General features: G+C 38.4%; 12 protein-coding genes. 11 read left to right on the top strand and 1 reads right to left on the bottom strand.

What is annotated here, in order from left to right:
• Positions 1-115: 115 nt before the first annotated feature.
• From QGT73_RS15620 to QGT73_RS15570, 11 genes are all read left to right on the top strand, one after another.
• Positions 116-1,855: a recombinase family protein gene (locus QGT73_RS15620; protein ID WP_341874128.1), complete on the top strand. Its 1,740-nt coding sequence runs from the start codon at positions 116-118 to the stop codon at positions 1,853-1,855.
• On the top strand, positions 1,848-2,672 hold the full coding sequence (locus QGT73_RS15615; RefSeq protein WP_280123055.1) for a hypothetical protein: 825 nt from the start codon (positions 1,848-1,850) through the stop codon (positions 2,670-2,672). Before QGT73_RS15620 ends, QGT73_RS15615 begins: the two co-directional genes overlap by 8 nt.
• A 226-nt stretch (positions 2,673-2,898) precedes the next feature.
• Entirely contained in the window at positions 2,899-3,819 is a 921-nt protein-coding gene (locus QGT73_RS15610) for a hypothetical protein (protein ID WP_280123054.1), read from the top strand.
• A gap of 118 nt (positions 3,820-3,937) precedes the next feature.
• Positions 3,938-4,843, top strand: coding sequence for a hypothetical protein (locus tag QGT73_RS15605; RefSeq protein ID WP_280123053.1), 906 nt, complete (start codon positions 3,938-3,940; stop codon positions 4,841-4,843).
• A 301-nt stretch (positions 4,844-5,144) separates the two neighbouring features.
• The gene (locus QGT73_RS15600) at positions 5,145-6,167 is read left to right on the top strand and encodes a DUF3871 family protein (protein WP_280123052.1); all 1,023 of its coding nucleotides are present in this window, start codon (positions 5,145-5,147) and stop codon (positions 6,165-6,167) included.
• Between the two features lie 478 nt (positions 6,168-6,645).
• Complete coding sequence (locus QGT73_RS15595) at positions 6,646-7,137, top strand: hypothetical protein (protein WP_280123051.1); 492 nt, start codon at positions 6,646-6,648, stop codon at positions 7,135-7,137.
• A gap of 11 nt (positions 7,138-7,148) precedes the next feature.
• On the top strand, positions 7,149-7,565 hold the full coding sequence (locus QGT73_RS15590; protein ID WP_280123050.1) for a hypothetical protein: 417 nt from the start codon (positions 7,149-7,151) through the stop codon (positions 7,563-7,565).
• A gap of 142 nt (positions 7,566-7,707) precedes the next feature.
• Complete coding sequence (locus QGT73_RS15585; protein ID WP_280123049.1) at positions 7,708-8,076, top strand: hypothetical protein; 369 nt, start codon at positions 7,708-7,710, stop codon at positions 8,074-8,076.
• A 138-nt stretch (positions 8,077-8,214) separates the two neighbouring features.
• Complete coding sequence (locus tag QGT73_RS15580; RefSeq protein ID WP_280123048.1) at positions 8,215-8,535, top strand: hypothetical protein; 321 nt, start codon at positions 8,215-8,217, stop codon at positions 8,533-8,535.
• Positions 8,532-9,113, top strand: a complete 582-nt coding sequence (locus QGT73_RS15575) for a hypothetical protein (RefSeq protein ID WP_280123047.1) — start codon at positions 8,532-8,534, stop codon at positions 9,111-9,113. Before QGT73_RS15580 ends, QGT73_RS15575 begins: the two co-directional genes overlap by 4 nt.
• A 581-nt stretch (positions 9,114-9,694) precedes the next feature.
• Positions 9,695-10,657 carry a type I phosphomannose isomerase catalytic subunit gene (locus QGT73_RS15570; protein WP_280123046.1) on the top strand — a complete coding sequence of 321 codons (963 nt, stop codon included), beginning with the start codon at positions 9,695-9,697 and terminating at the stop codon, positions 10,655-10,657.
• 301 nt (positions 10,658-10,958) lie between these two features.
• On the opposite strand, the gene QGT73_RS15565 is transcribed toward QGT73_RS15570, so the two are convergent.
• Positions 10,959-11,441, bottom strand: a complete 483-nt coding sequence (locus QGT73_RS15565) for a hypothetical protein (RefSeq protein WP_280123045.1) — start codon at positions 11,439-11,441, stop codon at positions 10,959-10,961.
• Between the last annotated feature and the right edge of the window lie 672 nt (positions 11,442-12,113).

The raw sequence follows: 12,113 nt of genomic DNA, 5'->3' as shown, positions 1-12,113 counted from the left end.
CTTATACATTAACTTTGTATTCAATAGTTTTGAATACCATAAAGTTACAAAACTTTATGGACATAAAAAAGCCTCAGCTTGTGAAAGTTGAGGCTTTTGCTATTTTTTTTGAGAAATAGTTCTGCAACAACCTCAAGACCTAAAAAGACAGATTTCTCTAATTAAAGACTTCTGCAATGGTTGCCAATACCGCTACATACGCACTATTGATGAAAAAATATCGGGTGCGAAACAAAATCGCAAAAGTATAAATGAACTTTTAAGCGTTGACCGTACAGAAGCCGACATTATAGTTGTGGCCGAATTATCCCGACTTTCAAGAGAGGCCGATATAATGCGTGTGCTATCAATTATAAATGATATTTTACAGAATGGATTAGACGTAATTCTTCTTGATGACCCTAATAAAACATATTCTGCATATAGCTCTTTATCGCTTTTTGATATAATGACATTAGCATTTAAGGCTAATACTGCGGCGGAAGAACGGCAAAAAATTATAAATCGAACCACAAGTGGGAAAATATCGGTTTTACAAATAAATCCATATTCTTTTATGGGTCAAAAGCCGCCTTTTGGTTTTAAGGTAGTTAACAATCCCAATTATATTATCAATCATAGGGGAGAACCTAAAACTTTATTGGAGATAGATGAAAATGAAGCGGATTTAATAAAATATATTTACAATTCCGTTTTAAGCGGTACTACATTAAGACAAATTGCACGCAATTTGAATAATTTAGGGAAACGTACTGTTAGGAATGGTCTTAAATTTACAGAATCTACTATATCAAAAACTGTACGCAACCCTCTTTATAAGGGAGAACGGCAGTATAAAGATTTAATCTTAAAAATTACTCCAATAATAAGTGCAGAAGATTGGGCATTAGCAACTAAACGCCTTATTGACAATCAACTATTCAGAGGAAAAAGTAGTAAGAATTTTAATCCTTTAAAAGGCTTATTATACTGTCCTTGTGGATATTCATTATTACTCCACTATAATAGCGGTAGCGGTTTTTTTAAGTATTCGTGTGTTATGCGCAATAATGACCCTGATTATAGGGATTCAAAGAAATGTCAGAATAGTGGATTACAAGCCACCCTATTACTAAATTGTGTGTGGTATGCCGTGATTAATACAATTACTGATTTAGAATACCTTGCTTATAATGAACAAGAAATAAAAGAGCATAATCAACAGATTAAAATTCTTTTAGATAGTATTGAGAATTTGAAGAAATTAGTTAATTTGAGAATAAAAGAGCGTGAAGCTGTATATAAGCGCATATCCTTGGCTTCGGATTCTGAATTGATAGAGCGGCTTGAACAAGATTACATAACGTATGGAGAAGAAATATCGGATATTAACCATAAAATCATAAAATTAAACAACGACATTACAACTCATAAAGATGCCATAAGTAGAATATCTAAAGTTAGAACTCAAGAACAATTACAACATATAGGCGAAATTGAAAAGTCTAATTTATACAGAGAAAAACTTGATAGAGTAGTCTATTACTCTGTTAATTTATTAAACGGATTCATTATAATAAATTTCAAAAACGGAATACAACGAATTTTAGCAGTAAGAAATACTGGAAAAAAATATGTGGCACTCTTACCCACGACATTTGAATTTAACGAGAATGAACGTATTGTTTCTACAACGGTATTCCCCAAAGCAACGATTGGAAACTATAGCTTCGATAATGGAACAATAGCCAAATACGATGTCGCTGGCTTAATTAGAGCATTGGGAGATGACTATAATATATATCCACAACTCCCAAAAGATGAAATAGATTTCAAAGGAATTGCGAAACTTAAAGACCAAAAGGAGAATGAATAAGATTAATATAGAGGATACACTACTATCCAAATATATAATTTCAATAATCAGAGGAAATGGGCAAACTATATCTCTACCCACTGGGGATAAAGTTTTTTCAAGCAAGGTACATCTTACAAATCCCGAAAATGCTCTCTGTATTTTTGAGGAACGCTATAACCGCAAAGAGATTCCATGTCGGTTTACATACGAAGACTATATCAAAAATGAAAATCTACAAAACACGATTACAGGATTAAAAATGGATTCTAATGCCTTTTGGCTTCTCACGATGTTTTGCTTTGATTATTCTTGCAGTATTTTACTAAACGGATTAAAGCTGAAAGAAACGCCCAAAATCCGTTTAGAGAAGTTTTGGCGAATGTTAAATGAAAGCGATGATTTCAATCTTTCGCTGTCAATAAAAGGAAACAAGGGGAACTACACTATTGATGATGACCGTACAATGACCGCAATTCTTAAATGGATTGTGGCAGGTTATAAAACGGACAAAGATTCCAACAATCTTTTAGGCTTTGACTTGTCAGATAAGAATCCTATATTTGAAGATTCAGAGGAATCAAACTCTGTACTTATATGGCATTTCGCATCACTTCTAAAATACTTTTTTGAACTCAACCCTCAATTTAAGGGTAGAGCGACTAAAGGAAATCACGGACAACTAAACCGTAACCTTTTAATCTCACGCCTTATTTACTATACACGATTATCTACCAATCCCTGCTTCAAAGATGATTCAGAATCATTAAAAGGATTCTTCAAACAATACAAAAGCAAAAATATATCGTTACTATCCTCAATATATCCCACGTTCTAAATATAAGATTTAATGTTGACAACGCCAATTCCTCATTCGTGAGGGGTTGGCGTTTTTCTATTCCTACTTATGGAATAAGGGGGGTAGTACCTACATATCATTTACCACCCATATAGCCTAAATAGTCGCCGTAAATTTGCATCGTAATCAGAAATAATCACGGTTACAAAACAAATATTACATAATCATAAAAGCCTAATGCTGGATAGGTTAAGCGTATAAAACTATGTCAAAATTTAATTTTATCAACAATGTTACTATCATTGCTAACGGTGAAACTCGCTATGTCGCTTTTGCCAAAGACATCAATCGTTGCGTCAACCGCGACAATGTGAATACCATCTATCAGAACATGGTAGTGAAAGGCTACAAGAGTGCTGAAATGATACAAGTTATCCCTGCCGAAGTCGCCTTACAAAAGGAAAGCGACATAATCCTTATGGCGATTACGGGAGAAACAATCCCAACAGACAAAGCACACGAATATTCCCTTGTGCTTGACGGACAGCACAGAGTTTGTGCAACTTCACTTTATAATCAATACTTGGAATCACAAGGAATAGAAGAAATGGTATCAGTCCCTGCCATTGTGGTTGAACTAAAAGAAGGAGAAGCTATATCAGAGTATATAAACGAAATCAATATTACCAAACGCCAATGGCGTATTGATGATTATGTGCGTGGTGCCGCGCACACCTTTGCAGACAACGAACTGCTGAAACGCTACAATACTCTTTTGAAGCGAGAAGATAACAAAGACGGTTATCCATTATCAACGCTAAACAGAATCTATTGCGCTGACGCAAAAGCACTCTCTATATCAGATTTTTCAAAATTGTGTGCTAAGACGCAACATAAAGGGAGAGGTGGTAAAACCCCTATCATACCCTCATTCAATATAAAGAGGGGTGATAAATACATTGCCCTCTGCCGTGAAAAAGGCTTCTCGCCTGCCGATATAGCAAAGCGGTATCTGATACAGCAATTCAACAATATAGTGGTAGCAGATTCCTACGACAAAGCTATGGCAGTCTTTTCAGCCATAACTGACAATGACGTTAAAGCAATGAAAAATCATCATGGTAATCTTGACGAAGAATTAGTCTATACTCAAATTAAAAGGATTCGTGAACGCATGAATCTATGATATAAAAAGAACGGTTTGCATGATATAGAAAATGCGGCCATACTATTAACTATATTATTACCAACTAATAAACAGGAATCTCGGCACTTTGCCGGGATTCCGAATTTTCAAAACTTAAATGTCAGATAGTTCCACTCAATACCGATTATTCCCAATCGGATTAGCTAAGTTCCTCAATAATAAGGAAGCTATGACATTCTTAAATCTCTTGTTCAAAAGCGATTTCAAGAATGGCAAATCTAATGTACTGTTAGATACTCTTGCTGAAATATCGGGTTATAATACTGAAACTACAAGCGGACATCTTCATAAAATAGAGGAGATTGGCAACTTTTTGAAGATTGAGCGTAGATGTATCGGCATGGTTAATGGAATCCCAAAGACCAAAAACTATTATACAACAGTTATCCCTACAAAAGACTTTATAATTGTGGATAAAGGTTTTAGCGATTTTGAGATTGACGGATTGTCAAAGAAAGCACAACATGACATCAAAGGCTTTATCATTCTTATAAAATGTCTTTGTGTTAATAACACTAATACTACATTTTACAGTTTGCGACAAATAGAACAACGAGTTGGATTAAGCTATGCCACGATTCAGAATCTAATGAAGAAGTGCAGGGAACTTGGATTTATCGTACAAACCGACAAAGGATATGAAATTAAAATGCCTTACTTTGACTTAGGAAACTCTCGTACATATCCCAATGGAACGCCAGACTTATACAAGTCGATTTATAAGGATATAACAAACTTCTGCATATTTCACAAAATCAATGTTCCACCGTACAAAACAGAATATATCAGCAAAATAGCTGTGCGTTTTCCATATAAGGAAGAAGAATTGGCAGGAATTGATGATTGCGACATACAGATGAAATACTCTCTCAAACATCAACTTGAAAAGCGACTTTCTACACTACCCAAAGAGATTAAAAGCCTAAATTATTTCGTCAAAGTCTTAACTTCTGAAAAACTTGAATCATCAACAAAAGACAAGAATACTGAATATCTCATATAATCTCAATTCTGAAAAATCTACCACTACTCCATAGCTTCGGTTATGGAGTTTTTTCATTTCTGAAAATTCCAGACTTCTATTATAAGGAGAATAGACCTCTGCAATTTTAATCCGTACAGAAAGATACACAAACAATCATACTGATACCTCTCTAAAATACCCCCTCCCCCTAATCAAAAATGTCAAGATTCAAGAATCGGCTTGATTCTGCACATAAGATTCCACTTCACATGATAGTCCCCCCACCTTTCTTGAATAAAAAGACAAAACAGTTTTATTAACCTCTAATAATCGCACGTTTATGGAAAATCTAATGATTTTACCTGCGGTTGAGCCTAAAAGAATCAGTTGGCTCAATGAGTACGCAACAGACGCGGAAGTTATTACAGACATTCCGCAAAGAGAGAAAAAGACACTTCCGTTTATCGAAGCAAACACAAAGGCTGTCGAACTGTCGCACCTCAAAAACGAGTGCATTGTTCCTGTGTTCAGCAAGGACAATGAACTGACAATCTCGCACCCTGCGTTTATCGAAACGGTAGCGGAAGCAGTCAGCACGTTCTACAACGGAGAGAGAATCGAAACGCCCGAAATCCGAGTATCGCACATCATTAAAGGGAGAATCCCCGAAGCGATACACAAGCCCGCTAATCAGCTCTTGGAATCGGACAAAACGATTTACTACGAGCGAATGATGTTCTGCATCGAAGTTCCCACTATCTATGAAACGGTAGAGGGTAACAAACTCACTCTGACCGTCGGCGGTGTGCGTGCCTATAACCACATGAATCTCTACTCCAAAAAGTCAGTAGAGCGATTCAAAATCTTCGTGGGCTTCAAAAACCTCGTGTGTTGCAACCTCTGTGTTTCATCTGACGGATTCGTTGAGCAGTTGGAAGTTTCAAACACTTCTGACCTCTATCTCCGTACCCTTGAAATGCTCAACCGCTACAACCCTGCCAAACATCTGCACCTAATGCAGACACTTGGCAACACAAGCATGACGGAACACCAATTCTGTCAGATTCTTGGGAAAATGCGACTGTATCAAGCCCTACCTCAAAAGATACAGCGCAACATTCCACGGTTGCTGATAACAGACACACAAATCAATGCAGTGGCAAAAGCCTACATCAGCGATGAAAACTTTGGCTCTTACGGCTCTGACATTGATATGTGGAAGTTCTACAATCTACTTACGGGAGCAAACAAGAGCAGCTACATTGATAGCTTCCTTGACCGCTCTTTCAATGCAACCGAAGTGGCACAAGGCATTAACGCCGCCCTGCATGGCGATGACCGCTATTCGTGGTTCATTGACTAATCCGCAATCCAAAGAGGACACTTGCACAATCTGTGTGGGTGTTCTCTTTTCTTTTTTGTGAGGTTTCGTGAAATTGAGTTTTACGAAACTGACAGACCTATGCTGAAAAACATTACTCCACATAGCCCCACCAATGACATTTTTTAGTAACTTTGCACTTGATTCACAGACCCAAAGAGTTGGCGATTGTGAGTCAGCACATATTACAAAGGTGTTATTGAAATTTTATCTTCTAAAGTCAAACTTCGCAAATTTGAATTTCCACGGAGATAAGGTTGGCAATAGCACCTACATCGGTTGCTTATACCCTGCCGAGAATGGCAGATTATATAGCAAAATCGGTGTGGGGCTATTGTTTTATCCGTGGAATAGGTAATGCGAAGACCTGACTTTAGGATAAGACAAGATACAATCCTCACACCTTTTTCATGTTCAACCGTAACCGTTCCACCGAGGATTGAGGAACACGTTACAATAAATGAGAAAACTTGCAATTCTCTTTTTTCTGACCGTTCTTTCAATCGGAGCGTATGCACAAATCCCGATTGACGGTGTCAGTTCATATATAAAAGGATATTGGGGAGAATGGAAAACTCCGCTTCCATTTCTTTTGGCTAATGGCAAGTATGATGACCTTGTTCTATATACCAGAGGCGACCACCCTTCTGATTTCTGTGTTCACTTAAAAATCGAGGAATTTAGGAATCAAATAGATAAGAAAGAAAAGAAACGGAGGATTAAAAAGGAGGAATCATACCAATATAACGGTACGATTGAGTTTTATTTATCCGATACAGCCCCCACTGTATTAAGCTGGGTTAAATCTTTCGGTATTATGACCCCAAATTCAAAATTCAAAGATTCTCGTATGGTATCATTTCCTGCCGTTATTAAGATTAAGCCATACAAGGAGAATCCCGAATTATATATGGTTTACTTTGAGAATATGGGAATAGCCTTTACATTCTAAATCGCCTTAATATGAAGAATATAATCATTTCATCAATTATGCTAATGATTGGAACAGTAGCATACGGTCAAAATTACAACAATCTGTTTACCACATACCAAAACGCCAATACACAACAAAATAACGGTGTTACACAGTATCAGACAATAGACCCTAATCAGTTCTATCAGAGTATTGCACCTCAAAACGTGCAAATGGTAAATGGTGTTTTCCTTTATCAAGGGCAATTCTACTCTATAAAGTTACGAGTTGGCATATCGGGAACAGAGCCCAACCAAATTGTGGTGTGCGGATTTTGGGACGGTCAGCGTTGGCATGACAGCACTTCTTACGCTTCAAAAATTGGCACATACGGAGTACCCGAACAAATCAGAATGGCTTGCACACATCAAGTCTATATTTCATCTATCGGCACAGTCTTTTTCTGAAAAATGGCAAACGAAAACAGTAATTCAAAAATATTATTATCTATTATCATGGGGATTATCACTGCGATAGTAGGGAGCGCAATGTTGAATACAGCCGCAGGGATTATTGGCGGAATCGTTATGTTTGTCTTTCTATTATGCCATGATGACTAAACATATCAATATTCTTATAAAATCAGCGATAACTATTGGGCTAACAGTTGGCTCAATGATAGCGACTATGATAGGCTATCTCATTTTTGGTTATTTGGTTGGCAGAATACTACACCCCTCAACGCATGAACATGAATATGCTTGTGCTTGTGATGAGCCTCCGATTATGACAGAATCGGAAGCAACAATAGTTGGCGTAATATTTATGATTGGACTGATGATAGGATTATTCTACATTCTACGCCAACTTAAATTTTCAAAAATAGAACGATATATAGCATTGATTATTCTTCTGTTTGCGAATCTCTGTGTGGCTTCAACAATTAGAGAAATACTATCTACACAAGTTACCGGCTAATGGTACTTTTTCTGAAAGATTTTACTTTTATAGGGGGAATCTGAAAAATGTACTTCTAAAAAATAGACTATGTTACAAGAAGATTTATACATTCCCAAACGAGGAATAATGACCGCTATATGTCGTTCTAATAAAGATATGAATGATATGACTATACCACATATCGTGGTTGGGGCAACATATAGAGTGGACTACGTTATAATAGCACAGTCAAGGTCTATGGTCTGTCTTTCAGAATTTCCCAAATTAGTATATGGCGCAGGACTATTCACTTTCTATATTGATAACGAGGAAATTCATATTATATGGGATTACAGAGCTTTGAAAAGAATCGCTAACGATACTTTAAGAGAAACTACCCTTGTGATATGCAGGGATTTATCAGAAGATAGAATCGCTCAAATTAAACAAAAGCACAATAATCTAAAAATTATAATCCGTTCAGATATACTAAAATGAAACAACTACTATTCTATATAATCAGCTTATTAAGTATCTCTATTATTGGCTGTCAGAATAGGCATAATCCAATGGAATCTGACCCACTTTCACAATATCGTGATACTATCATTGGAAGATTCAACGGTATTGATATTGACACGCTGATAGCTGAACCGATTGGAGAAAAAGACGGTGGGTGGTATTTCAAATGGAGAGTGTTCACAAAAAATGGCTCTGTCAAAGACCTTATTTTAGATAACAAGACAATCGGCATACATTTCGTTTATGAGGGAGATTTAGACGGAAACGGAACTGATGAATGGGGATATGTTACAGAATGGGAAACATCAAATTGGATGTGTTACCATGCTTTCACAAATAAAAGAGGGAAATGGGAACACATAATAGAGCCTACAAATATATGGCTTCCACATTTAGACCCACAAGACAGCATATCATATCGAATTTCAAAAGAGGATATTTTACAACCCTCAGATAATAGCGGATTTCTTAAAGTCAAATTTAGCGACGTGCGCAATGACGGCGAGGATTTTCTAATAATTGACACTATGATAATGCTGAATCATAAATATTAATTTTATGAGCAAGATTCTAATAATTGGCGTTGGTGGAGCAGGTGCAAATACAGTGAAGCACATGAAAGAAGTTGGAATACCAAATGCAGAATATATATTCCACATTATAATATAATTAGACTGGGCGGTGTTGATTCAATTCCAGCAGGGTCAGATTAAGATGAATGGAGAGAGGTTGCTGAAAGCGCAAAAGATACCATAGGAGAAATAATTGAATATCATCTGAAACAGAAATGAAGAAAAGGGCATTTTTCAAGGATTTTTCATTTTATGGGGAGGATTGACATTTTAAGGGGATAATTCAAAACATAATAATACATCAATACAGAAATAGTCCTCACCGAAGCCTCCTGTCTCGTCCTCCGCTACCCGACAGCCCACATGCGCATCATTCCCGAAGCTTAGCCTACGAGTCCGGGCACATCGAAATCACACCTCGATGTGCCCGGACTTTTAATAGTTTAACCATCTCAATACCACCCCGCGATTTTGCAAAATAAAACAAATTGAGTAATTTAGCAACCTGCATCGTATAATATAGATATACATTGCATTATTTATCCAATAGTTGTACTTTTCATATGCTCAATCAACCCCTTCACTTCACCCCCTACCTCAAATCGGTAATATGGGGAGGTGAGCGTATCGCTCCATTCAAAGGCATAGTCACCGACCAGACACAGATAGGCGAAAGCTGGGAAATCTCAGCCGTCCCCGGCCACGTATCAGTCGTTGACCGCGGCCCCCTCGCCGGACAATCGCTCACCGAACTCATCGACACATACGGAGCCGACCTCGTAGGCCGGCACATCTACGAGCGTTACGGCTCGGCATTCCCCCTCCTCATCAAGCTCATCGACGCCAAAGCCGACCTCTCCGTACAGGTTCACCCCGACGACACTCTCGCCCGGGCTCGCCACAACTCACCCGGCAAAACCGAAATGTGGCACATCATCGACACCGACCCCGACGCCAGAATCTATTCCGGCCTCAACACAGCCATAACTCCCGACGAATACGAACGTCGTGTGGCCGACAACACCATCATGGACGTCATCGCCGCCTACGACTCCGCTTCCGGACAGACCTACTTCCTCCCCGCCGGACGCATCCACGCCATCGGTGCAGGCAACCTCCTGGCCGAGATACAGCAGACAAGCGACATCACCTACCGCATCTACGACTACGACCGACGCGACAAAGACGGCAATCCCCGCGAACTCCACACCGACCAGGCCAAAGACGCCATCGACTACACCGTCTATCCCGACTATCAAAGCCATCCCGAGGGCGATCTCCTCGCCCAATGTCAATACTTCGACACACGCCGTCTCAGCCTCAACTCATCCGACACCCCTGAGCCCATAGCCAATCCCCGCGGCTCATTCACCATCATAATGTGTCTCGACGGACAGGCCGAAATCATCGACAACACCGATGGCCGCTCCTTCCCCGTCACCCGCGGCGAGACACTCCTCTTCCCCGCCGTCATGACCTCACTCTCAGCCCGCGGCACCGCCACCCTCCTCTCCGTCCAGGCATAAACAGAATAGCCATAAACAGAAAAGCCATAAAAAATAGCATAAAAAATAGCCATAACATAAAAAACGCGCCTCGCGACATAGCCCTAAAAAGCACCGCGAAGCGCGTTTTTTTCATTATTCCTCTCTTTGATTGCCCCTTGCTTGATTTGTATCCTTTCTTTGATTGTATAATACTTTTTTGATTCGTATCCCTCCATTATTTTGTCCCTTGCTCCGCAGCTTTAGCTGCAACTTCCCGCCACCATTTGTGAGCCTTTCTAAAATTAAGAGGGTATTATAACCTTTTTAGGCTTGCGAAAGACTAATTGCAATAAAGAGTCACTTCTCCCTCCTTCATTTCCGGCGTTACAAACGGCTTTAATCTATAATCGGGATAATGTTGTCTGAAATAAGCATAACCATTCGGAAGGAAACTTTTACGGCTCCCACTCTTATCCATAATCATTATAGGCTCAAGCGAATCTTCATACATAACTACCATTACAACAAAGCAGGACCCATTATCCTCACAGGAAGAACTGTCAATAAACTTGACTGAAATAGACTTCTTACCAAATAGAGGCTTTTTTTCAGAAGGATCAATACTGTATATTCCTGCCTCAAGAGCATCTACACCATAGGAAGGAGCTACATCTTCACACACCTTACGAGCAACATCTATTATCTCCTTCTCTTTTTCAGAAGGATAACTAAGTTTAACGATACGTTCATTCACCGGCTGCACACCATACACATTCAATACAGCCAATATGGCTGTAACAATCAGGAGAGTCAAATTTTTCATATATTTTGTATTTAAATTTATTCCCTATTAGCTCTTCGCTCTGGTCCAAAATTGAGTATTAATGGTATCATATTATCATATTCAAAGTTAGCGTTTATATATCCTTCAGATACATAGTATACCACGCATCCCACATATCATTATAAATACATAGTCATTTATAATTTCCCAAACATTGGGATACCAAAATCAATATCTTACTACATTTGATGGAAGAGAGAATTGTTTTCATATTATAAATTTATATTCCGTTTGCAATTTATTTAAAATAATTTAATATTCCAAATAAAACACACAACATTCAAATAAAAAACCATTAAAACAACACAAATTCATACATTTTCATTATAAATAGATAATATATGGAAGCTAACGCATCACTCCGTTCAAAGGCATCGTCTCCGTCCAGGCATAAACTGAATAGACATAACAAAAAGCCATAACAAAACAACGCGCCCCGCGACATAGCCCTAAAAAGCATCGCGGAGCGCGTTGTTTCATTATTTCTTTCTATGATTGTCCCTTGCTCGAGGGTGTTGCAGAACTCCTCTGATTAAAGCCTCTGAGAATTGAATATTTTAGAATAATCTGGAATTTTTCGAGATTAGTTCGTATATTCGATTCTCAGGAAGTTGAAAACCGGGCATACACTAAAAAAACAGCGAAAATCGG

It is taken from the genome of Duncaniella muricolitica (assembly GCF_910574735.1).
GTDB lineage: Bacteria > Bacteroidota > Bacteroidia > Bacteroidales > Muribaculaceae > Duncaniella > Duncaniella muricolitica.
The sequence above is the reverse complement of the archived record's forward strand: the minus strand, read 5'-3'. Positions and strand labels throughout refer to the sequence as shown.

Excerpts from the sequence above, each read along its gene's own strand:
- QGT73_RS15590 (WP_280123050.1), top strand. The coding sequence starts at position 7,149 with ATGAAGAATATAATCATTTCATCAATTATGCTAATGATTGGAACAGTA.
- QGT73_RS15610 (WP_280123054.1), top strand. The coding sequence starts at position 2,899 with ATGTCAAAATTTAATTTTATCAACAATGTTACTATCATTGCTAACGGT.
- QGT73_RS15570 (WP_280123046.1), top strand. The coding sequence starts at position 9,695 with ATGCTCAATCAACCCCTTCACTTCACCCCCTACCTCAAATCGGTAATA.
- QGT73_RS15565 (WP_280123045.1), bottom strand. The coding sequence starts at position 11,441 with ATGAAAAATTTGACTCTCCTGATTGTTACAGCCATATTGGCTGTATTG.
- QGT73_RS15615 (WP_280123055.1), top strand. The coding sequence starts at position 1,848 with ATGAATAAGATTAATATAGAGGATACACTACTATCCAAATATATAATT.
- QGT73_RS15605 (WP_280123053.1), top strand. The coding sequence starts at position 3,938 with ATGTCAGATAGTTCCACTCAATACCGATTATTCCCAATCGGATTAGCT.
- QGT73_RS15595 (WP_280123051.1), top strand. The coding sequence starts at position 6,646 with ATGAGAAAACTTGCAATTCTCTTTTTTCTGACCGTTCTTTCAATCGGA.
- QGT73_RS15580 (WP_280123048.1), top strand. The coding sequence starts at position 8,215 with ATGAATGATATGACTATACCACATATCGTGGTTGGGGCAACATATAGA.
- QGT73_RS15575 (WP_280123047.1), top strand. The coding sequence starts at position 8,532 with ATGAAACAACTACTATTCTATATAATCAGCTTATTAAGTATCTCTATT.
- QGT73_RS15585 (WP_280123049.1), top strand. The coding sequence starts at position 7,708 with ATGATGACTAAACATATCAATATTCTTATAAAATCAGCGATAACTATT.
- QGT73_RS15600 (WP_280123052.1), top strand. The coding sequence starts at position 5,145 with ATGGAAAATCTAATGATTTTACCTGCGGTTGAGCCTAAAAGAATCAGT.